We start from the raw sequence: 22,572 nt of genomic DNA on the forward strand, positions 1-22,572 counted from the left end.
GCGGAACTCAGCGTCAGAAATCCCGGACGACGGGGCCATTCTCCGGAATATGTGATGCTGAGAGCGTCTCAGCATCCCGGATTACGGATGATGCCGCCCGTTTCCCGAATTGGGGACGTTGGGAGCGGCTCAGCATCCCGGGTTACGGACGAGGCCGCTCATTTCCCGAATTGGGGACGTTGGGAGAGACGTTGGGAGCGGCTCAGCATCCCGGATTACGGACGAGGCCATTGTTCTCCGAGATTTGTGACGCCGGGGCGGATATCGGCGGATATCGTCCCGCCGTGGCGGGACCACCCTCCGGCGCCGCGCGCCACCTCCCGCCAGCGGGAGGGAAGAAACGAGGAGCTGCTCGTGCGCGTCGCCTCCTTCCGGTGGGAGGGGATGGCATGCCGCCAATCCCTTTGCCCCCGCCGGCGGGGCTCCCGGCGTGAGCCGGATGGGGGGGTGGGCGTCAACGACACCGCCAGTATCGGCCGGACACGACGGCGGTATGCCATCGCCGACCACCCTTCGGCGCTGCGCGTCGCCTCCCGCCAGAGCGGGAGGCGGATGGGGAGAGCCAGAGCCGCATGGGGCGTACACGTCCAAACACGACGAGTCGGTTGAGAGGTCATGGTTTGGGGCCATGGGAATCGCCGGCAACAAACGACTGAGGGGTAGCCGGATGCTTGGATCCGTGCTACCCCTCAGTCCCGCTTTGCGGGCCAGCTCCCCTGCAAGGGAAGCCTAATCAATCGGCGTCACTTGGCGGAGTTGGCGAGGCGCTCGCGCGCTTCCTTGATCTCCTTCTCGGCGACGTCCGCGCCGGTCCAGTAGTCGCCCGGGAGGACTTCCTTGTTGGGCTCAAGGGCCTTGTACTGCTCGAAGAAGTGCTTGATCTCCTTGAGGTGGTACTCGTTGACGTCCTTGACGTCCTGGATGTCGTCGTAGCGGACGTCGGCCGGCACGCACAGCACCTTGTCGTCGCCGCCCTCTTCGTCCTCCATGTGGTACAGGCCCACGGCGCGGCACTCGATGACGCAGCCCGGGAACACGGAGTTGCGGACCATGACGAGCGCGTCCAGCGGATCGCCATCCTCGCCCAGCGTGCCCTCGATGTAGCCGTAATCATCCGGGTAGCCCATGGCGGTGAACAGCTCGCGGTCCAGGAAGACGCGGCCCGTCTCCTGGTCGACTTCGTACTTGTTCTTCGAACCGCGCGGGATCTCGACCACGACGTTGAAGGTTTCAGCCATTTTCGGTTTCTCCTTGATTGGTTGTTGTTCGCTAATCACCTTACCGCGAAACACGCGGCGGACGTAACCCGGGCCGGCCCGCATCGGACGGGTCGGCCCGGGTCACGCGGCGGACGGAATCACTCGCCGTACTCGTGCACGACGGTGAACACGTGCGCGACGTCCGCCCACGGGGCGAGCGAGACGAAGTTGTCCCAGCTCCAGGCGAAGTCGCGGCCGGTCAACTCGTCGCGCAGGTGCGCGCCCCACTTCGGATCGACGTCGAACTCGGGCATCTCGAAGTGGACCATCGCCTGATGCGCGTTGTGGCAGTCGAGGTTGACGACCACGATCAAGGTCTCCGGCTTGCCGGACTTCGTCAGGTTGGCCGGCGTGTGGCGGGCGAATGCGAGGATGTTTGGGTCGCTGGTCTCCAGCACGTGCAGGTTGTGGTAGCTGAACGCCTCCACGTGCTCGCGGCGGATGCGGTTCAGTGAGGTGAGCAGCTCGGCGATGCCGAACTTGTCGGCCTCGGACCAGTCGCGCACCTTGATCTCGTACTTCTCGTTGTTGCGCTGCTCCTCGAAGCCGTCGCGCTGCTGGTTCTCGATCAGCTCGAAGCCGTTGTAGATGCCCCAGCTCGGCGAGCCCATCGCGGCGAGCACGGCGCGCACCGCGTGGCCGGCGATGCCGTTGTCGCGCACGTAGGCGGTGAGGATGTCCGGCGTGGTCGGCCAGAACGTGTTGTGCTGGTAGTAGCCGTCGTCGCCGTTCGTGGTGCCGAGGTACTCCTCCAGCTCCTCCTTCGTGTTGCGCCACGGGAAGTAGCAGTGCGACTGGGTGAAGCCCACGTAGCTCAGCGCGCGCATCATGCCCGGGCGGGTGAACGCCTCGGCGAGGAACAGCACCTCCGGATGCTTCTTCGTGACCGCGGCGATGACGTCCTGCCAGAAGCGCACCGGCTTCGTGTGCGGGTTGTCGACGCGGAAGATCGTCACGCCCGCCTCGATCCACAGATCCATGACGCGTTCGACCTCGCGTTCGATGCCCGGCATATCCGCGTTGAAGTCGATCGGGTAGATGTCCTGGTACTTCTTCGGCGGGTTCTCGGCGAACGCGATCGTGCCGTCCGGCTTGGTGCGGAACCAGTTCGGATGCGCCTTCACCCACGGGTGGTCGGGCGAGCACTGGAGAGCGAAGTCGAGCGCGACCTCCAGACCCAGCTCATGCGCCTTCGCGCACAGGGCCTTGAAGTCGTCCATCGTGCCGAGCAGCGGGTCGACGGTGTCGTGGCCGCCGAGCGAGCTGCCGATGCCGAACGGCGAACCCGGATCGTCCGGGCCGGCGTTCAGCGAGTTGTCCTTGCCCTTGCGGTTCGTCACGCCGATCGGGAAGATCGGCGGCAGGTACACGATGTCGAAGCCCTCGGCCTTCGCGCGCTCCAGGCCGGAGACGGAGGTCTTCAGCGTGCCCTGCACGATCTTGCCGGTCTCCTCGTCCACGTACGCGCCTTCGGAACGCGGGAAGAACTGGTACCAGGCGGCGAAGCTGGACTTCGGGCGCTGGACCAGGAAGCGCTGCGGGGCGCTCTCCGACAGGCCGTCGCGCAGCGGGTTCGTCTCATGCAGCTCGGCGACCTCGGCGGTCGTGGCGGCGGCGAGACGATCCTCGGGGGAGAGGGTCTCGTCGGCCATCGTCTTCGCGGCGGCCTCGAGCACCTTGCGCTGGGCGGCCTTGAGCTTCGCGTCCGGGGTGTGCGCCCAGCGGTCGAGCAGCTGCGCGCCGGAGATCAGCGCGTTCTCGACGTCGTCGTTCACCTTCACCTTGATGGTGGCGTCGTGCAGCCAGGAACGGTAGGTGTCCTCCCAGCCTTCGACGGTGACGGACCATTCGCCCAGCTGACGCTTGATCTGCGCGAACTCCGGCTCCCACGGCTTCACGTCGGAGTGCTCGCCGCAGGTGAGGGTCACGGCCCAACGGTCGAGGCCCGGGTTGACGCAGGTCATCGGGATGCGCTGCATCTCCTTGCCGCGGTGGTTGCGCACGACAGCGGTGGCGCCCACCTTGGTACGGCCCTCGATGAACACCTGCGCGGTGACCTCGAACGGCTCGCCCAGCTCGACGCGCGCCGGGTACACGCCGCGCTCCTCGTTCGGCGTGACGTCCAGGATGTTGATGCGGCCGAACTGGCCCGGTTCGGTGACCGGAATCGACTGCGCCGGAGTCTCGCCCACGACGGTCACCGCGACTTGGGTGGGCTTCGCGGCCTTGCGACGGCGCGCGGTGGTCCTCTTCCTCGTGGTCTTGGTCTTGGCGCCCTTCTCCGCCTCGACCTCGTTCTTCTCCTCTGCCTTCGTATCGGCCATGGCGTTGTTCATCTCGCTGCTGGTCGTCTTCGACATGGCGACCTCCTCCTTACTTCTCACGCGTATCGCGCGGCCATGATGTGGTGCGGTCGCACGACTTGGATGTGCCACGGCACCCATTGTAGGGGCGGGTATGCCGGAAATACAGCCTTTTCGGCCCGTCGCGGTGGATAACCCGGTGGACGGGCGACAACGTTTGTGGACAACCCGGCCGCGGGCCACCCCGAATCGGCGGAATGTGGACAAGCAAACGTTTGAACTTATCCACAACACGCCCGGCGGCGGGGGCTCCGACCACAGGCCCCGGAAAACCGTTGGCGTGAAGCCGAAACCGGCCATGATGAAAGGCGTCCGTCCACCGGTTGCGGCGGACGGCGACGGCAGGGTGCGCGCGACGTCCGCGCGTACCCGGGACAGGGAAGGACCAAGAACATGACCGACGATCAGACCACGCAATCACATGGTGAGATTCACGCGGAGAACCGCACCGGAATCCCCGCACGGGGAGGACCGCGCGACGGCACGGGAACATCGCCGCGCACGATCCGCGCGCGCCTCGCCGCGGCCGTCGCGACGGCCGCGATGGCGCTGGCGGCGATGCTGGCGGCTGCGCCCGCCGCGCTCGCCGCCGGAACGATGCAATGGGCTCCGGAACACACGTATCTGACATACGACGCCGACGGCAAGCGGGGACTGCGCATCGGCGCGCTCACGCGCACCGGCGACGGGCGTCTCGTCTACTGCATGGAGGCCGGCAAGGACGCCGAAACCTCCTACTCGTCGTCGCGCATCCGCGAGGACGGCGAGGCTGCGCGACGCGTCGGCTGGCTCGCCGACCACTACCGGGAGCATCGCGACGCGCGCACCCACGCCGCCATCGGCGTGCTCGTCCACGAGCATTTCGACGCCGATCCGGGCGCATGGCAGCGCCACTACGCCGCCATCCTCCAACAGCATCCCGGATTGGACGCGCGCGCCGCCGAACTCTGGCAGGAGGCGGAGTCGCGCGTGCCGGCGGGCATCCGCGTCGAATCCGACATGGTCGACGGCATCCGCAGCGGATGGGTCGACGTGGGCGTGACCAACGCGCGCGGCGAGCACATCGCCGGCATCCGCTACGAACTGCGCATCGAAGGCCCCGCGCTGTTCGACGCGGCCGACGGCGGCGCGGCGGCCGCGGTCGTCAGCGGCACGACCGACCTCAAACCCATCCGGCACACGTGGAACGCCACCGGCGCCGGCGACGTGAAGGTACATTCCAGCTACGATGCTCCGCGCGTCGAACAGTTCGTCAGCAATCAGGACTACATCGGATTCGGCCGGCAGGAAAGCGTCTCCAACGTCGGCGTCGCCTTCCGCGTGCGCAAGGACTTCACGCCGTCGATCGCCACCGTCGCCGCGGCGAAGATCGTCGACGCCGGGCAGGAGGTCGCCGATCAGGTGACGTCCGGCGTGAGCGGCGACGACAGCCACTGGCCGGCCGGACTGGAGCTCGTCGCGCGCGGGTACTACTTCGACGACATCCCCGCCGACCGTCTCGTCGACCGCATGGAACCGAAGGACGGCGAAAGCATCGAGGACTTCCTCGCACGCGTGAAACGACGCGGCTACGAGCCCGCCGCATGGGGGAGCGCGACGTTCACCGGTCCCGGACAACAGGCGACGGTCGCGGCGGTCGACGGCGACGGCGAACCGTATCGCACGCCCGCGCGCGGCGGCATCGGCACCTGGGTGTGGGCGATCGACGCGTCGAAGCAGAGCGACACGGCGAAGGAATACGTGCTCGCCGACGTGGTCACGCCGTTCCTCGACGCCGCCGAAAGCAACTCGAACCGCGCGAAGGTGGAGGTCGAATCGACCGTCACCGAACATGCGGCGCAGGTCGGCTCGCACCTGAGCGACACGATCACGGTGAGCGGATTCCCCGACGGGCACGGCACGTTCGCCGGCGACGAGACCTACAGCATCGGCGCCGACCAGCCAATCGCACAGGTGAGCGTCTGGTGGTCCGGCGACCCGGACGACCCCGCGAACGACGACGCATACGAGCCGAAAGGCGCCGAAGAGCCCGCCGAGGACGCCAACCATCGGCTCATCGGAACATGGGAGTATCCGGCCGTCAACGGGCGGATACGCGTAGGCGCCGGCACACCCGACGCGCACGGGAACCCGGTCGAAATCACGGCGGAGACCCACGGCTGGTACGTGTTCGTATGGAAATTCGCCGGCGACGACCGCGTCATGCCCGCCGCCAGCCGCTACGACGACAAATGGGAGCACACGCGCGTGACCATCGAGGAGCCGGAGGAGCCCGAGGAACCGTGCGAGCCGGAGGAGCCGTGCGAACCGGAGGAACCTTCCGAGCCGGAGGAGCCGATGCCCGTGACCGGCGTGGACGTGGGACTCGTGTTCGGCGTGAGCATCTGCGCGCTCGCCGTCGGCGCATTCATGCTCGCGGTGATCCGGCGGCGAAGCCTGTAGGGCGTGCCGGCGACCACCCCCAGTCGGCTACGCCGACAGCCCCCGCCGGCGGGGGCAGGAAATGGTCGCCCGCACCCCGCTGGCTCTCGTTGGCGGGGGATGGCCGCTGGTTACCGCTGACTCTCGTTAGCGGGGCGGGGGATGGTTGACGGCGTCTCACTGGCTCCCGCTGGCGGGAGCTGTCATGCGGAGCATGACTGAGGGTGGTCTAACCCATTTCCCCGTACGAAACACAGTCCTCAAAGGCCCCGGCCGGATATAATGAAAAACGCTAGGAATCGTTGTGATTCCTAGCGTTTTATCGTGGTAGCGGGGCATGGATTTGAACCATGGACCTCTGGGTTATGAGCCCAGCGAGCTACCGAGCTGCTCCACCCCGCGTCGGCTTGTCTGTGCGACAGCTCTATCTAAGATACCGGCGAATCGGAATACGTCAAATCGTGGGCGCGTCGGCGTGTCGGGAAGCCCGGTGGGCCTTCCGGCATGGCGAGCAGCGATAGCGTCGCGAGCGTCGCAGTGGGGAAACGCATGTGTCGCAAGGCGTATTCCGTTTCCCTGCAAGCGTGGGGACTATGCGTGGTCTGATAATCCGCGATAAGAAAGAAGTATGGCGCGGGGGAGCCGGCGACGTGCGGCAAATCCGCGTTGCGGCCATAATGAAGACATGCCTATCAAGATTCCCAGCGGCCTGCCGGCCAGAGCCATCCTCGACTCGGAGCGCATCTTCGCGCTCGAGAAGCCCGAGGCGGAGCGTCAACGCGTCCGCCCGCTCAAGCTGGTGATCCTGAACCTCATGCCCAAGAAGATCGAGACGGAGACCCAGCTGCTGCGTCTCATCTCGAAATCCCCGCTGCAGGTCGAGGTCGACTTCATGAAGACCTCGACGCACGAGTCCACGCACGTGTCGGCCGACCATCTGCTCAAGTTCTACGAGAACCTCGACGCGTTCGCCGACAACTACTATGACGGCTTCGTCGTCACCGGCGCGCCGGTCGAGCACATGCCGTTCGAGGAGGTGGACTACTGGGAGGAGTTCAAGACGATCCTCGACTGGGCGTCCACGCACGTGTTCTCCACCATGTACCTGTGCTGGGGCGCGATGGGCGCGCTCTACCAGCGCTACGGCGTGCGCAAGGTCGACTACGCCGAGAAGGTGTTCGGCGTGTTCCCGCAGTATCTGCAGGACGAATACTGCTTCCTGACGAACGGCTTCGACGAGATCGCGCTGCAGCCGCACTCCCGTCTCGCCGGCGTCGACGAGCGCGACGTGCGCGCCAACCCGGATCTGCAGATCCTCACATGGGGACCGGAGTCGGGGCCGGGGCTCATCGCCACGCGCGACTTCTCCGAGGTGTTCGCGCTCGGGCATTGGGAGTACGGCAAGTACACGCTCGCCGAGGAGTACGAGCGCGACATGGCGAAGGGCATGAGCAACGTGCCGTTCCCGAAGAACTACTTCCCGCACGACGACCCGTCGATCGAGCCGCTGTTCGCGTGGCGCGCGCACGCGAACCTGCTGTGGCGCAACTGGCTCAACTGGGTGTACCAGACCACGCCGTACGACCTGACGGAGGTGCCGCAGCTGCGTGCCGAGAAGCGCCTCGGCACGGACCGGTCGATCCGTCATGAGCCGGGAGGGCCGCGCAAGGACGGGTTCGCGCCGTTCGCGCACGACGGCTACGGCGTGATCCGGGGCTGAGCCGGGGCCGGTCCGGCCGAACCGGCTGGTCCGGGGTGGCTTGGGGCCGGCTCCTTGGTCGTCATGGGTTCATTTTGCTCGCGATGCGGATGTTGTGTGACCACTATGCGGACGTATGGATGGTCACAATATGGCAACAGATTGCTTCCGCAAAACCGTTTGGAAAAGCCGGAAAGCCGCGTCGTTCCAACGTTGTAATACGACAACACGCCGGTGCCGCGGCCATTTGGTTTTGTCCCAAGACGGGCTAATAATCACTCTTCAGTCATTCGGGGTCGAATGCCGGTCCGGCTCCACGCCGGCCCGACGGCTCCGATGAGGGAAGACGGAAGACGAACGTTACCGATACGTCACATTCGCCGACCCAGTTGGTCTAAACTGACACCTGACTAGAAGAAGCAGGAGGCGCGAATGATTGGTGCTGCACTCAACTCGCTGACGTTGGCGAGTGCCACGCAACCGGAGTATCCGAGCATCGACGATTTTCTCCCTCCGGAACTGCTGTTCCAGGGAACCCCGTTCGCCATCAACCGAATCATCCTGGTCCGCATTCTTGCGACCATCATCATGCTGATCGTGCTCGGCGTCACTGCGCACCGTGTGAAGCTGATCCCGGGACGCTGGCAGGGCGCGGTCGAATGGCTCATCGAATTCGTGCGCGACCAGATCGTCTACCAGGTGATGGGCGAGCTGCGCGGCAAGCGCTACGTGCCGATGATCACCACCGTGTTCTGCACGCTGCTCGTGTTCAACCTGTGCGGCATCATCCCCGGTTTCAACATCGCCGCCTCCGCGACGATCACCCTGCCGCTGGTGTTCGCCATGTGGTGCTTCTGCCAGTACTGGATCGCCGGCATCCGCGAGAAGGGCCTCGGCCACTTCCTGCGCGACGAGCTCTTCCCGAAGGGCGTGCCCGCGCCGATCTACATCCTGCTGTCGCCGATCCAGCTGCTCGAGCTGCTCGTCATCCGCCCGTTCTCGCTGACGATCCGACTCTTCGCCAACATGGTCTCCGGCCACCTCATCCTCGGCCTGTGCCTGTCGGCCACCCAGTTCTTCCTCATCGACATCGCCAACAAGGCGATGGCGCCGTTCGGCGTGATCACCTTCGCCGCCGGCATGTTCATGTTCCTGTTCGAGGCGCTGGTCGCCTGCCTGCAGGCCTACATCTTCGCGATCCTGACGACCGCGTACATCAATATGAGCTTCCCCGAGGCCGACTGACCCAGGGACAACAAACTGTTGCTATCACGGCAATAACCAGAAAGGAAACAACCATGGATATCGTTACCCTCGCTGCGGTTGCGGGCAACCTGAACGTCGTCGGCTACGGCCTCGCGGCCATCGGCCCCGGCATCGGTCTGGGCATCCTGATCGGCAAGACCATCGAGAGCACGGCCCGCCAGCCCGAGCTCGGCGGCCGCCTGCAGACGCTGATGTTCCTTGGTCTGGCGTTCGTCGAGGTGCTGGCGCTGCTCGGCTTCGTCGCCGCCTTCATCTTCCAGTGATCGATAGCCCATCCGAAACGAATCCCAAGGACATGAAAGGAGGAAGACGTTATGGTGACTGAAGCAGCAAACGGTGTCTCGCTGTTCCTGCCGGAAACCTACGACGTGGTGTGGTCGCTGATCATCCTCGTCATCGTCGCCGTATTCTTCTACAAGTTCTTCCTGCCGAAGTTCCAGGCCGTGTTCGATGAGCGCGCCGCCAAGATCGAAGGCGGCATCGCCAAGGCCGAGCAGGCCCAGAAGGACGCCAACGCCGCCAAGGCCAAGTACGAGGCCCAGATGAGCGAGGCCCGCGTCGAGGCCGCGAAGATTCGCGACGACGCGCGTGCGGAAGCCTCCCACATCGTCGCCGACGCGCGCACCCGCGCCGAGGCCGATGCGGCGCAGATCACCGCCAACGCCCAGCGTTCCCTCGAATCGCAGCAGCAGCAGGCCCTCGTCTCCCTCAAGGGGGAGGTCGGCACGCTCGCCACCGCGCTGGCCGGCAAGATCCTCGGCGCCAAGCTCGAGGACAAGGACGTGCAGTCGTCGATGATCGATTCGATGCTCGACGATCTGGACGCCAAGAAGTGAACATCCGCAACGAGAAAGGGAGGTGACCATGCGAGGAGAGGCATCTCGTATTGCAGACCGCGAGTCGCGTGATTCGCTGGCCCCGAAGCTTCGCGACACCCGTGAGGACGCGTGGCGGATCGGCAACGAACTGTTCACGATCACCCGTGTGCTGGATGACAACATCGCGCTCGAACGTGCGCTGACCGACCCGTCCCGCCCGGTCGCCGACAAGGTGGCCGTGCTCAAGGAGATCGTCGGCGACCGCGTGCATCCGATGACGATGGAGATCCTGACCGATCTGGTCGGTCGCACGTGGAGCAAGGCCCGCCACATCGCGAACGCCGTCGAGGACTTCGGCGTCGACGCGATGATGTACTACGCGGACGCCACCGGAGCGACGCTCAAGGTGTCCATCGAACTGTCGCAGCTGAACTCGGCGCTGCTGACTCTGCCGGTCGTGCGTGCCAAGCTGTACGACGATCAGGCCACGAGCCAGATGCGCGTCGCGCTGTTCCGCCAGCTGTTCGGCGGCAAGGGCCTCAACAAGGTCACGATGCGTCTCGCCGAGCACGCCACGTGCAACCTGCGTCGCCGCCGCTACCTGGAGACCATCCAGTGGCTGATCAACAAGTTCTCCCGCCACATGGGCGAGTCGATGGTCACCGTGACCACCGCCACCCCGCTGGTGAAGGAGCAGATCCTGCGACTGGTGAAGATCTACACGGCGAAGGTCGGACGCCCGGTGCACATCAACGCCGTGGTCGACCCGTCCGTGCTGGGCGGCATGCGCATCCAGGTCGGCGACGAGGTCACGGACAACACCGTGGTCGCGCAGCTCGAACATCTCCACCGCACGGTGAAGGCCGGCACGAACTGAACACGCCACGTGCGTCGGGATGGGGCCCTTCCCCTTCCGCAAGCGCCGCGCGGCTGAATACACAAGCAAAGACTTGCACTGAACAATGAACCAAATGAAGGAGTGATCATGGCAGAACTGACCATCGATCCCGCCTCGGTACGCAAGGCCTTGGACGACTTCGTGTCGTCCTACCAGCCGAGCGACACCCCCACCCAGGAAGTGGGCTATGTCGCCACGGCCGGTGACGGCATCGCGCACGTGACGGGGTTGCCTGGTTGCATGGCCAATGAGCTGCTGACGTTCGAAGACGGCACGCTCGGCCTGGCGTTCAACCTTGACGCCCGTGAGATCGGCGTGGTTATCCTCGGCGATTTCGCTGGAATCGAGGAAGGCCAGGAAGTGCGCCGCACCGGCGAAGTGCTCTCCGTGCCCGTCGGCGACGGCTACCTCGGCCGCGTCGTGGACCCGCTGGGCAAGCCGATCGACGGCCTCGGCGCGATCAAGAGCGAAGGCCGCCGCATCCTCGAAGCCCAGGCTCCGGACGTGATGCACCGCCACCCGGTCGACGAGCCGCTGTCCACCGGCCTCAAGGCCATCGACGCGATGACGCCGATCGGCCGTGGCCAGCGCCAGCTCATCATCGGCGACCGCCAGACCGGCAAGACCGCCATCGCGATCGACACGATCATCAACCAGAAGGCGAACTGGGAATCCGGCGACCCGAAGAAGCAGGTGCGCTGCATCTACGTCGCGGTCGGCCAGAAGGGCTCCACCATCGCCTCCGTGAAGCAGAGCCTCGAAGACGCGGGCGCCATGGAGTACACCACCATCGTGGCCTCCCCGGCCTCCGATTCCGCAGGCTTCAAGTACATCGCCCCGTACACCGGCTCGGCCATCGGCCAGCACTGGATGTACAACGGCAAGCACGTCCTCATCGTCTTCGACGATCTGTCGAAGCAGGCCGAGGCGTACCGATCGATCTCCCTGCTGCTCCGTCGTCCGCCGGGGCGCGAGGCCTACCCGGGTGATGTCTTCTACCTGCACTCCCGTCTGCTCGAACGCTGCGCGAAGGTCTCCGACGACCTCGGCGGCGGCTCGATGACGGGTCTGCCGATCGTCGAGACGAAGGCGAACGACGTGTCCGCCTACATCCCGACCAACGTGATCTCCATCACCGACGGTCAGATCTTCCTCCAGTCCGATCTGTTCAACGCCAACCAGCGTCCCGCCGTGGACGTCGGCATCTCGGTCTCCCGAGTCGGCGGCGCCGCGCAGACCAAGGCTCTCAAGAAGGTCTCCGGCACGCTGAAGATCTCCCTGGCGCAGTACCGTTCGCTGGAATCCTTCGCCATGTTCGCGTCCGATCTGGATGCGGCGTCCAAGGCCCAGCTGACCCGTGGCGCCCACCTGACCGAGCTGTTGAAGCAGCCGCAGTTCCATCCGTACTCGATGGAGCAGGAGGTCGTGTCCGTCTGGACCGGCACCCACGGCAAGCTCGACGACCTCGACCTGAAGGACGTGCTGCCCTTCGAGCAGGGTCTGCTGGACTACCTCGATCACAACACCGACATCCTCAAGACCATCCGCGAGACCGAGGACTTCACCGCCGACACCGAGGCGGAGCTGGCCAAGGCCGTCGATGCGTTCCGTGCGACCTTCGTGTCGTCCGCCGGCAAGCCGCTGGTCGACAAGAAGCCGGACGTGTCCAAGGCCGCCCCGGTCGAGCAGGAAAAGATCGTGGCGGGAGAGAAGTAAGCCATGGGCTCGCAACTCGCATTGAAATCACGCATCCACTCCACCGAGTCGTTGGAGAAGATCTTCAACGCCCAGGAGATGATCGCGTCTTCGCACATCGCCAAGGCCCGTGACGTCGCCTTGAACGCGAAGCCGTACACCGATGCGATTTTCGATGCCGTGCAAGCGTTGGTGGCACACACCCATATCACGCATCCGATCGCGGTGAAGGACGAGAACAACCCGCGCGTGGCCGTTCTCGCCCTCACCTCGGATCGTGGCATGGCCGGCCCGTACACCTCTTCGATCATCCGCGAGACCGAGTCGCTGCTGGCTCGTCTCGAGGATGCCGGCAAGAAGCCGGAGCTGTTCGTGTACGGGCGTCGCGGTTCGACGTACTACAAGTACCGCAACCGCGACGTCGCGGCCACATGGGAGGGCGACACCGACCAGCCCGGCGTGGAAATCGCTGAGACGATCTCCAACGCTCTGATGGACGCCTACATGAAGCCGGCGGACCAGGGCGGAGTCTCCGAACTCTACATCGTCTACACCGAGTTCATCAACATGGTGGTCCAGAAGGTTCGCGTGCTGCGCATGCTGCCCGTCGAGATCGTGGGCGCGCCGACGGCGCGCGCGTCCGAGGAGGAGTCCTCCGATTCGGACGACATCTCGCCGCTGTACGCCTTCGAACCGAGCCTGGACGAGGTGCTGGATGCGATTCTGCCGAAGTACATCCAGTCCCGCATCCACGAGTGCCTGCTGACCGCCGCCGCCTCCGAGACGGCGAGCCGCCAGAACGCCATGCACACGGCTACGGACAACGCACGCAATCTGATCGACGACCTCACGCGCAAGCTCAACGCCTCGCGTCAGGCCTCGATCACGCAGGAACTTACCGAGATCATCGGCAGCGCCGACGCGCTGAATACAAAGGAAGAGTAGGAACGCACTATGGCTGAGAATCAGACCACTGTGGCTTCCGAGAGCAACGGCGAGCCGATTCACGGACGCGTCACCCGAGTCCAGGGTTCGGTCATCGACGTTGAGTTCCCGGTGGGCCATCTGCCCGACATCTACAACGCCCTCAAGGTGACGATCGTCAACACGGGCGCCAAGGAGGAAGGCGAGGCCAAGTCGACCACGATCACCCTCGAGGTCGAACAGCACCTCGGCGACTCCACCGTGCGCTGCGTCGCACTGAAGCCGACCGACGGCCTGGTGCGCGGCGCCTCCGTGTTCGACACCGGCGCGCCAATCTCCGTGCCGGTCGGCGACGTGACCAAGGGCCACGTCTTCGACGTCGCGGGCAACGTGCTCAACAAGAAGCCGGACGAGACCATCACCGTGACCGAGCGTTGGCCGATCCACCGCAACCCGCCGGCGTTCGACCAGCTGGAGTCCAAGACCCAGATGTTCGAGACCGGCATCAAGGTCATCGACCTCCTGACCCCGTACGTGCAGGGTGGCAAGATCGGTCTGTTCGGCGGCGCAGGCGTCGGCAAGACCGTCCTCATTCAGGAGATGATTCAGCGCGTGGCGCAGAACCACGGCGGCGTCTCCGTGTTCGCCGGCGTCGGCGAGCGTACCCGTGAGGGCAACGATCTGATCGGCGAGATGGACGAGGCCGGCGTTCTCGAGAAGACCGCCCTGGTCTTCGGCCAGATGGACGAGCAGCCGGGCACCCGTCTGCGCGTGCCGCTGACCGCACTGACCATGGCCGAGTACTTCCGCGACGTGCAGAACCAGGACGTGCTGCTGTTCATCGACAACATCTTCCGCTTCACGCAGGCCGGTTCCGAGGTGTCCACGCTGCTGGGCCGTATGCCTTCCGCCGTGGGCTACCAGCCGAACCTGGCCGACGAGATGGGCGCCCTCCAGGAGCGCATCACCTCGACGCGAGGCCACTCCATCACCTCGCTGCAGGCCATCTACGTGCCGGCCGATGATTACACCGACCCGGCTCCGGCCACGACCTTCGCCCACCTCGACGCGACGACCGAGCTTTCCCGTGACATCGCCTCGAAGGGCATCTACCCGGCCGTGGATCCGCTGAGCTCCACGTCGCGAATCCTCGATCCGCGCTATGTCGGCCAGAAGCACTACGAGTGCGCCAACCGCGTCAAGGCGATCCTGCAGCGTAACAAGGAGCTGCAGGACATCATCGCCCTGATCGGTATCGACGAACTCTCCGAAGAGGACAAGACCACCGTCAACCGCGCCCGCCGCATCGAGCAGTTCCTCGGCCAGAACTTCTACGTTGCCGAGAAGTTCACCGGTCGCCCGGGCTCCTACGTGCCGGCCGACGAGACCATCGAGGCCTTCACCCGCATCTGCGACGGCGTGTACGACGACGTCCCGGAGCAGGCGTTCTCCGGCATCGGCGGCATCGACGACCTCGAAGAGAAGTGGCACAAGATGCAGAAGGAACTGGGTGCGTGATGGCAGGATCGGAAAAGACCACGATGAAGGTGAACATCGTCGCGGCCGACCACCCCGTGTGGCACGGCGAGGCGAAAAGCGTGACCATCCCCGCCTCCGAAGGCGGCATGGGCATCCTGCCGAACCATGAGCCGGTGCTCACGGTCATCAAGCAGGGTACGCTCACTGTGGTCGAGCCCGACGATGCCCGTCACACGTTCGAGGTGACCGACGGATTCATCTCCTTCGACTCGAACAAGCTGACCGTCGCGGTCGAACGCGGCCACGACGTGCAGTACTCCGGTCCCGAGCAGTGAGTTCGGAGACTATTCGCCTCCGCTGATTCGCTGATTCGGCATCGCGAAGCCCTCTTCAGGATTCAAGGAATCCCGAAGAGGGCTTTTTCGTCCCATGGTGCGGCAACACACCTTCTCCATATCCCCGGAATCATGCGGTTTTCGGCGACCGCACCATGGGAGTTTTACCGCACCATGGGAATTGCGCCGGGGAGATGGACAAGGTGGGATAGGGAGGATACGGTACAGTGAGCCGTTATGCGCATTCTTGTGGCCGACTGCTCGGCGGAATACTCCGGACGACTTAATGCATCCCTGCCGTTCGCCAGGCGCGTCCTGCTCATCAAGGCGGACAACAGCCTGCTGATCTTCTCCGAACTCGGCTCGTACAAGCCGCTGAACTGGATGACCGCCCCCTGCACGATCCGCGAGATCGTCCCGGATACGGGGGTAAGGGACGGCGATGACATCACCGACGGCGAGCATGACGGGCCCGTGCCGCAGAAGGTGCTGCGCGTCACGGCGGACAAGTCGTCGGACATCCTTGAAGTCACGCTGTACCACGTGTATTCGGACGAAAGCTATGATCTGGGCGTCGACCCCGGTCTCGTCAAGGACGGCGTCGAGGATCATCTGCAGCGGTATCTCGCCGAACAGATCCACCGCATCGGCGAAGGCGCGAAACTCGTGCGCCGTGAATACCCGACCGCCATCGGCCCGGTCGACATCATGGCGCTGAACGCGGACGGCGAACACGTCGCCATCGAAATCAAACGCCACGGCGGCATCGACGGCGTCGAACAGCTCACCCGATACTGCGAACTGCTGAACCGCGACCCGCTGCTCGCCCCCGTGCACGGCATCTTCGCCGCGCAGACCATCACCCCGCAGGCGCGAGTCCTCGCCGAAGACCGCGGCTTCCGCTGCCTGATCCTCGACTACGAGGAGATGAAGGGTACCGAAGACGACTCCCTGCGCCTGTTCTGACCACGCCGTGATGGCGCGTCGGCGGCGTTGCTCCTCGGTCGACGTGCCTTCGCACGCCTTCCCTCGGTGCGCCTTGCCGCCACGCGCATCGCGGACGGTGGCGCGTCACGGCCCGGTTCCAACACGAAGCCCCCCTCTGACGAGGGGGCTGTCCGCGGAGCGGACTGGGGGAGAGATATCGTGAACCGTCACGTTCCAGCTATCTCTCCCCCAGCCTCACTCCGTTCGGCAGCCCCCTCATCAGAGGGGGCCGACACGTGGAATGCGACCTCGCTATCCTCCGATCAGTAGGCGCCGAGGATATCGATGACGAAGACGAGGGTCGAATTCGCGGGAATCGACCCTTGGGCGGTCGAACCATACGCCTTGTCCGGCGGGATGATGAGCAGCACCTGCGAGCCGACGGTCTGGCCGCGCAGACCCTCCTGCCAGCCGGTAATCACCTGATGCTGGCCGTTCGTCGAATCGCTGTACAGGTCCGCGTCGAGCGTCGTGTTCTTCGTCCACGAGGAGTCGAACTGCGTGCCGTCGGTCAGCCAGCCCGTGTACTTGACCACGGCGGTGTTGTTCTCGGTGAGCTCCTTGCCCTTGCCCTTGACGAGCGTCTGCACGACCAGAGAATCCACGGAGCCTTGGCCGTTCATGTCGATGGACGGCTTGCCGTTCTTCGCGCGAGTCACCTTCGGCAGGTTCGCCGGCACGTCGGTCACCACGTCGCCGGTGGCCTTGGTCAGATCCTTGGAACGGGAGACGAGCGTGTAGGCGAGCAGGTAGGACGTGCCGGAGCTGTTCGAGTCGTTGACGCCGAACACGATCGTCGAGTTGAGCTTCAGGCCCACCATCTTCGTGTACGGCGGAATCTGCTTGAGATTCGAGTCGGACAGCTGAATCGAGCAGTCGGGCGTGTTCTTCTCCCACGAGCTCATCAGCTCGGAGCCGTCCTTCGCGTTGACCGCGATGCCCTGGGCGCACACGCGGTCGCCCTTCTCGATGGTTTCGCCGTTGCCCTGCTGCACGACCGCATACGTGTTGTTCTGCACGGTCATCGGCGTCTTGAACTTGAGGGTCGGCTTCGAGCCGAGGTCGCCGGTCGCGGTCACGCCCGCGATCTGGTCCATCTTCGTCGACGAGGAGCTGGAGGAACCGGAGGACTTCGAGGAGTCCTTCGAATCGGAGTTCGAGCCGCCGCATGCGGCGAGCGTCGCGCACATGGCCAGCGAGCAGACGGCGGCCAGTGCGGTGCGGATAACGGAATGGGAAGTGTTGCGCATGGGCACCACCCTAGCCGTCAACCGCGATTTTGCCGTCGCTCCCACCGGACTTTCAGGCCCGGATTGTAGAATGGTGGTCATTATGAGTGTTGAGGAATCCAAGAACGGAAGCGAGCGCGCGGACGGAGCCGAACGCAAGGGCGGCCGTAGCCCGCGCGATCGTCGCCGCGCCACGATCATGCGCGGTGTCGTCACGCCGCTCGTCGGCCTGCTGGCCGTCGCGGCGATCGTCGTCGGCGTGCTGAACGCCACGATCTGGCAACCGAGTCGCATCATCACCGCCGATGCGAAGGTGAACGGCTCACGGTACATCGTCACCGACCCGAATGTGCTGGGGCTGGTCGACAGCGTCGTGGAGATGAACGTGGACGCGGGCGGCAATGGTGACGTGTGCATCGCCGTCACGTCGTCGAAGGACGCGTCCGGCTGGCTGTCCGGTTCGTCGTATACGCGGCTGACCGGATTGTCCGACTGGTCGACGTTGTCGACGCAGAAGGCGTCCGGCGGCCAGGACGAGGGCGCTTCGGGTGATGCTTCCGGTGATTCGTCCGATGCCGACGGAGCGTCCGCGGATGTCGCATTCAAGGACTCCGACATGTGGCGTTCCGTCAAATGCGGCAAGGGCGAGGTGTCGATGAAGGCGACGCAGGCCACCTCCACGGACGTTGCGATCGTTGATCTCGGCGAGAAGAGCGGTGCCGCCGACGTGTCGTTCACGTGGACGCGCCAGACGCTGCCCGACTATGCGACGCCGCTGTACTTCGTCGGCGGACTGCTCGTCGTGCTCGCCGTGTTCACCGCCACCGTCTTCGCGATGCCGCCGCACAAGCGTCGCAAGCGCCACGTCGAAAGCGCTCCGGTCGAACCCGAGGAGGAGGTGTCGTTCGGCGCCGCCGTCGCCGGCAGTTTCGGCATCAGCCCGAGCTACGAGCCGAAGACGAAGCGCGGCGGCCGTCGCCGTCGCCACGCCGTCGGCGCCGATACGGGCACGATGGAGCCGATCAAGGTGGAGTCGCCGGTCGTCGTCGATCCGTCGTCGCGCAATCTCGTCGCCGACGCGGCTGGCGTGACCGGTGCCGCCGCCGCGCCGGAACCGGCCGCGGCGCCGCAGCCGTCCGTCAACGACGAGGCGACGTCCGTGATCTCGCCGGACGAGCTGCAGGCGTATTTCGCGCGTCTCGCGCAGGAGGTCGGCGACGGCGATACGACATCCGTCGGCGGAACCGCGAACGACACGAACGAGGAGGACAACCGATGACACGCAAGGGAACCATTGCCGCGAAACTCACGGCGCTCGTCCTGTCCGCCGGCATGCTCGTCTCGCTCGCCGCGTGCGAAGGACAGGTGCCGAAGACCTCGACCGCGGAATCCGCGGACCGCACGCCCGATCTGACCGTCGCGCAGGAGAAGAAGATCCGCACGAGCATCCTCGACGTGATCGACGCGGCGAACCAGTCGAAGAGCACGGACGGTCTCGACGCGCGGCTGACCGGACCGCAGCTTGAGGTGCGTGTCAGCGAACTCGCCATCGCGCAGGCCACCGGCACACTCGACGCGAAGGCCGCGATCCCGCGCAAGATCACGCAGACCGTCATTCCCGTCGACGACGGATGGCCGCGCACCGTGTTCACGATCACCACGACCACCGAGGATCAGCAGTCGAAGCGACTGCTCGTCATGACGCAGGATTCCGCCCGCCAGAACTACAAGCTGTGGGGTGTGGCCCGACTGTTCCAAGGCGCGAAACTGCCGAAGTTCGAAGTGCCGAAGCTCGGCACCGAAATGGGCACCGCGAAGGATGCGAAGCTCGTCGCCACGCCGGCGGACGCGGTGGCCTGGTACACCGATCTGCTCAACAACGGCGACTCCAGCAAGTACAAGGACAAGTTCGCCGACGACCTGTTCCGCTCCGACCTCCAGAAGCTGGACGCCACCGTGCAGCAGGGCATGGAGGCGAACAAGGGCACGCAGGAGCAGGAGTTCACCGTCGCCAAGGACCAGCTGAAGATCATGCGGTCCACGGATGGCGGCGATCTGGTCGTCGCGCGCATCGATTCGACGTGGACGCGCCAGGCGGGCGAGGGGCGCGAATCGCTGCCCGCCTCGGACGCCGAGAAGGCGCTGTTCGGCGACGGCAAGGCCACGAGCACGATGAAGGTCACCTACGTGAATGTGATCGCCATGTACATCCCGCCGGCCGGATCCACCGGTGCCGCCGCGAAGATCACCGCCGTCGGCGCCGAACGCCAGCCGGTCAAGGTCGAAGCCTTGTAGTGAACGCTGTAGGCGAATCGGGGATGCCGTCACTAAGATGAGTGACGGCATCTTTTGTATGTTGGAATGACGTTGCACAATCACATTGGAGGCGTGGCATGGCCGATCAGCCGAAGTTCAATCCCGGAGTCTCACTGGCGGGGGCCGTCGATCTCGAAGCGCTCGCACATCAGGTGAAGGCCGAGCCCGGACAGGCGGGCGGCGCGCCCGCGGCCGGCGGCTACGTGATCGACACGACGGAGAACACGTTCCAGGCGATGGTCCAGACCTCCGCCACGTTCCCGATCCTACTGCTCCTGTGGATTCCCACCGACGACCGGCTCTTCCCGATGGCTCGCGCGCTCGCCGACGCGGTGAATGCGATGAACGGCCAGATTCAGCTCTCCCGCATCGACATCAACGAGAACCCGTCGATCGCCCAGGCGTTGCAGGTGCAGGGCGCGCCCGCCCTGTTCGCCCTGATCGGCGGCCGCCCGATGCCGCTGCTGCAAGGCCTGCCCTCCGATGACGAGCTCACGCAGATCAAGGAGCAGGTATTGCCGAAGATCGTCGCGATGGCGCAGCAGGCCGGTGTGACCGGCACCGCGCCGTATTCGGGCGACCCGTCGGCGGAGGGCGCCGGCGCGGACGGCGCGGGTGCCGCCGCGGCCGCCGTCGTGCCGCCGGAGCACCAGGAGGCGCACCAGCTGGCGCAGGCCGGCGACTACGCGGGTGCCGCCGCCGCGTACGGCAGGGTGCTCGAATCCGATCCGAACGATGCGCTCGCCGCGCGCGAACGTGCCAAGGCGCTGCTGCTCGCGCGTTCGGCCGACGCCGACGTGCGCGAGGTGCGCGCCGCCGCCGCGGCCGCGCCGGATGACGTGGAAGCGCAGCTCGCCGTGGCCGACATCGACATGATCGGCGGGCAGATCCAGGACGCGTTCGACCGCCTGCTCGACTTCGTGGCCGCCGGTCACAAGGCCGACATCGAGCCGGTGCGCAAGCGCCTGCTCGAATACTTCGCGATTCCCGAGCCGACCGACGCGCGTCTCAAGGCCGCCCGCCGTCGCCTCGCCACGCTCATGTACTGATTTCCGTGGAATCGGCCCCCTCTGACGAGGGGGCTCCCGGCGAAGCCGGGTGGGGGGAGAGATTACGTATGTCTCTCCCTCCGTCCGCCTTCGGCGGACACCTCCCTCATCAGAGGGAGGCATGATCGGCCGTTCACTCCATGCGGTTTTTGCCGAAGAACTGTTGGAATTGGGGGCCGGTGGCGGCGAGTTCGCGTTCGAAGTCATCCTTCCACTCGCCGAACGGCCGGCCCGCCAATCCGTCGTTGTTGAAGCGCGGCTGATCGGTGATTTCGGTGACGCAGAACTTCGGAATTGTGAGGTTCGTAACGGGTGTGGCGCGTTCCGCCTCGGCGACGATGAGCGGCGCGTTCGCCCCGCCGAACACGTCCACGCTCCACCCGTCCTCGGCGATCCATACGGAATAGCGGTTCTTGATGATCGGCTTGCCGCCGCGTCGCACCAGTTCGACGGCGATGCGCGTGTCGATCTCCCGTTCCGCCTCGTAGCGGGTTCCGCCCACGGACGGGCCCTTCACGGTGACGTAGGCGCGTGTGAAATCGTCGCAATGCTCTTCGAGCACTTCGCGCGGATCGAGATCGGGCGTCATGTCGAGCGCCACGCGGCGGGTCTTCAGCCGCACACGCAGCGCGTAATTGTCCTCGTAGACGAAATAGCTTTGCACGATGAGGGCGGGCGTATCGCCGTCATCGTATTCGGGGGGCAGTTCCCTGCAGAAGAACCTCCGCTCGAACTCGAATTCGTTCACAGTCTCGGACATAACCCCAGTGTAGCTTTTGCCGGCCGGTTTGCGGGCCCGCAATCGCCCGAATACGGCCGAGATGCCTCACATGCGTGACGGCGGATTCCTCATCCGCGGCGTGGCATGGGCCCGCCGATGGGTTATACTGTTATCCGCGTCGGGCCGTGCTTAAGCCCCGGGCTCCATTTTTTGCCGCCGCGAGCGGCCCTTGCGCCGACAGGCGCTTTCACGGTTCGGCGCTTCTTCTTCGTTCTTATCCGGTGTTTTCCTGCTTGTCCGCTCCGGAGTCCTTGGTATTTACCCCCACTTTCCTTTCCGGGGGTCTCTGGCGTCGTCCGACCGTTTGCGGCTCCGCTACTCCAGTTTGCCGCGACGCCAGAGGTTCGCGGCGTGGTGGAAGTCCTTGGCGGTGACGAACAGGTTCGCGGCCGTGTGCATGAGCCGCGCCGCCTTGCCGGCGTTCGATTTGGCATCCAGCGTGGCGGCCTGTCCGGCGAGATGCTTCGCCTCGATGCGCAATCCCAACGCCACCACGTCGGTGAACGCGGCCGCGCGTTCCATCGCCACGGCGAAATCGCCGGTGAACGCACCGGACAGGATCGAATCGGCGAGACGCGCGATATCGTCCTCAGTGGGCGCCTGATCGACGCCGGCGATTGCGGAGGCGGACGTCGCGACCGGCTCGCCGACGCGCCACAGTCGCGCGATCGCGTCACGATGCGTGCGCATCCACGTGCGCAGCATGTACAGGCGCCACAACACGCCGGGCAGTGTGTCCGCCGGCGAGGAGCTCCACAGTTCGGCGATGTCGTCCACGCCTTCGCGTTCGACGACGGTGAGCACGCGCGCGACGACCGCCGGATCCTCGCTGTGGCGCACGCGATCGAGCAGGGCGGAGGCGGAGGAGTGGGCGATCTCGTTGACGATGCCCGGATCGCTGCCACCCGCCATCTGTTCGAGCAGGGCGGGGGCGAGCTGGCCGGGGCGCGACGGGCGCGGCGCGGAGCCTGGCGTGGGCACGAAGCCGGAGCGGGAGGCGAGCACGGAGCCGTTGCCCGTGTTGCCGGTTCCTGCGGCGGCGTAGTTGGCGGA

The 22,572-nt window shown here is 65.5% G+C and carries 19 protein-coding genes and 1 tRNA gene; 14 read left to right on the plus strand and 6 right to left on the minus strand.

Translation table 11 applies throughout. The features are described from left to right. Window positions 1-743 precede the first annotated feature (743 nt). Window positions 744-1,238, minus strand: a complete 495-nt coding sequence (locus tag BSTEL_RS07305) for an inorganic diphosphatase (RefSeq protein ID WP_034528863.1) — start codon at window positions 1,236-1,238, stop codon at window positions 744-746. 119 nt (window positions 1,239-1,357) lie between these two features. Then, a complete protein-coding gene (locus BSTEL_RS07310) occupies window positions 1,358-3,583 on the minus strand; it encodes an alpha-1,4-glucan--maltose-1-phosphate maltosyltransferase (RefSeq protein ID WP_034529166.1) in 2,226 nt (741 codons plus the stop codon). 432 nt (window positions 3,584-4,015) lie between these two features. Here BSTEL_RS07310 and BSTEL_RS07315 point away from each other — a divergent pair, with 432 nt between their 5' ends. Beyond that, window positions 4,016-6,064: a hypothetical protein gene (locus BSTEL_RS07315; protein WP_051922943.1), complete on the plus strand. Its 2,049-nt coding sequence runs from the start codon at window positions 4,016-4,018 to the stop codon at window positions 6,062-6,064. A 304-nt stretch (window positions 6,065-6,368) separates the two neighbouring features. On the opposite strand, the gene BSTEL_RS07320 is transcribed toward BSTEL_RS07315, so the two are convergent. After that, window positions 6,369-6,445 (minus strand) — tRNA-Met (locus tag BSTEL_RS07320). 283 nt (window positions 6,446-6,728) lie between these two features. Here BSTEL_RS07320 and BSTEL_RS07325 point away from each other — a divergent pair. From BSTEL_RS07325 to nucS, 10 genes are all read left to right on the plus strand, one after another. Continuing rightward, a complete protein-coding gene (locus BSTEL_RS07325; RefSeq protein ID WP_034528865.1) occupies window positions 6,729-7,763 on the plus strand; it encodes a homoserine O-succinyltransferase in 1,035 nt (344 codons plus the stop codon). 411 nt (window positions 7,764-8,174) lie between these two features. Beyond that, a complete protein-coding gene (gene atpB, locus BSTEL_RS07330) occupies window positions 8,175-8,987 on the plus strand; it encodes a F0F1 ATP synthase subunit A (RefSeq protein WP_034528867.1) in 813 nt (270 codons plus the stop codon). Between the two features lie 53 nt (window positions 8,988-9,040). Beyond that, complete coding sequence (atpE, locus tag BSTEL_RS07335) at window positions 9,041-9,271, plus strand: ATP synthase F0 subunit C (protein WP_034528870.1); 231 nt, start codon at window positions 9,041-9,043, stop codon at window positions 9,269-9,271. 54 nt (window positions 9,272-9,325) lie between these two features. Continuing rightward, window positions 9,326-9,844: a F0F1 ATP synthase subunit B gene (locus tag BSTEL_RS07340; protein WP_193788492.1), complete on the plus strand. Its 519-nt coding sequence runs from the start codon at window positions 9,326-9,328 to the stop codon at window positions 9,842-9,844. 28 nt (window positions 9,845-9,872) lie between these two features. Continuing rightward, window positions 9,873-10,703, plus strand: a complete 831-nt coding sequence (locus tag BSTEL_RS07345; RefSeq protein ID WP_034528877.1) for a F0F1 ATP synthase subunit delta — start codon at window positions 9,873-9,875, stop codon at window positions 10,701-10,703. 108 nt (window positions 10,704-10,811) lie between these two features. Then, entirely contained in the window at window positions 10,812-12,440 is a 1,629-nt protein-coding gene (gene atpA / locus BSTEL_RS07350; RefSeq protein WP_034528879.1) for a F0F1 ATP synthase subunit alpha, read from the plus strand. Between the two features lie 3 nt (window positions 12,441-12,443). Then, entirely contained in the window at window positions 12,444-13,364 is a 921-nt protein-coding gene (locus BSTEL_RS07355) for a F0F1 ATP synthase subunit gamma (protein WP_034528880.1), read from the plus strand. A gap of 9 nt (window positions 13,365-13,373) precedes the next feature. Next, the gene (atpD, locus tag BSTEL_RS07360; protein WP_034528882.1) at window positions 13,374-14,861 is read left to right on the plus strand and encodes a F0F1 ATP synthase subunit beta; all 1,488 of its coding nucleotides are present in this window, start codon (window positions 13,374-13,376) and stop codon (window positions 14,859-14,861) included. Continuing rightward, window positions 14,861-15,157 (plus strand): F0F1 ATP synthase subunit epsilon, encoded by a 297-nt coding sequence (locus BSTEL_RS07365; RefSeq protein WP_034528884.1) that lies wholly within the window; start codon window positions 14,861-14,863, stop codon window positions 15,155-15,157. The genes atpD and BSTEL_RS07365 overlap by 1 nt, the downstream gene beginning before the upstream one ends. A 237-nt stretch (window positions 15,158-15,394) precedes the next feature. Continuing rightward, window positions 15,395-16,123 carry an endonuclease NucS gene (nucS, locus tag BSTEL_RS07370; protein ID WP_034528886.1) on the plus strand — a complete coding sequence of 243 codons (729 nt, stop codon included), beginning with the start codon at window positions 15,395-15,397 and terminating at the stop codon, window positions 16,121-16,123. Window positions 16,124-16,407: 284 nt separating this feature from the next. Here the strand turns inward: nucS and BSTEL_RS07375 are convergent, their stop codons facing one another. After that, the gene (locus BSTEL_RS07375; RefSeq protein WP_034528888.1) at window positions 16,408-17,394 is read right to left on the minus strand and encodes an FKBP-type peptidyl-prolyl cis-trans isomerase; all 987 of its coding nucleotides are present in this window, start codon (window positions 17,392-17,394) and stop codon (window positions 16,408-16,410) included. Between the two features lie 82 nt (window positions 17,395-17,476). On the opposite strand from BSTEL_RS07375, the gene BSTEL_RS07380 reads away from it, so the two are divergent. The 3 genes from BSTEL_RS07380 (at window position 17,477) to BSTEL_RS07390 (ending at window position 20,738) form a co-directional block, all read left to right on the plus strand. Continuing rightward, on the plus strand, window positions 17,477-18,652 hold the full coding sequence (locus BSTEL_RS07380; protein ID WP_034528891.1) for a hypothetical protein: 1,176 nt from the start codon (window positions 17,477-17,479) through the stop codon (window positions 18,650-18,652). Further along, on the plus strand, window positions 18,649-19,668 hold the full coding sequence (locus BSTEL_RS07385) for a DUF8094 domain-containing protein (protein ID WP_034528893.1): 1,020 nt from the start codon (window positions 18,649-18,651) through the stop codon (window positions 19,666-19,668). Before BSTEL_RS07380 ends, BSTEL_RS07385 begins: the two co-directional genes overlap by 4 nt. Window positions 19,669-19,766: 98 nt before the next feature. After that, a complete protein-coding gene (locus BSTEL_RS07390; RefSeq protein ID WP_034528896.1) occupies window positions 19,767-20,738 on the plus strand; it encodes a co-chaperone YbbN in 972 nt (323 codons plus the stop codon). 133 nt (window positions 20,739-20,871) lie between these two features. Here the strand turns inward: BSTEL_RS07390 and BSTEL_RS07395 are convergent, their stop codons facing one another. Then, window positions 20,872-21,498 (minus strand): CYTH domain-containing protein, encoded by a 627-nt coding sequence (locus BSTEL_RS07395; RefSeq protein WP_034528906.1) that lies wholly within the window; start codon window positions 21,496-21,498, stop codon window positions 20,872-20,874. 336 nt (window positions 21,499-21,834) lie between these two features. After that, entirely contained in the window at window positions 21,835-22,431 is a 597-nt protein-coding gene (locus BSTEL_RS07400; RefSeq protein WP_238567666.1) for a hypothetical protein, read from the minus strand. Window positions 22,432-22,572: the final 141 nt, after the last annotated feature.

This window comes from Bifidobacterium stellenboschense (assembly GCF_000741785.1).
GTDB classification, from domain to species: domain Bacteria; phylum Actinomycetota; class Actinomycetes; order Actinomycetales; family Bifidobacteriaceae; genus Bifidobacterium; species Bifidobacterium stellenboschense.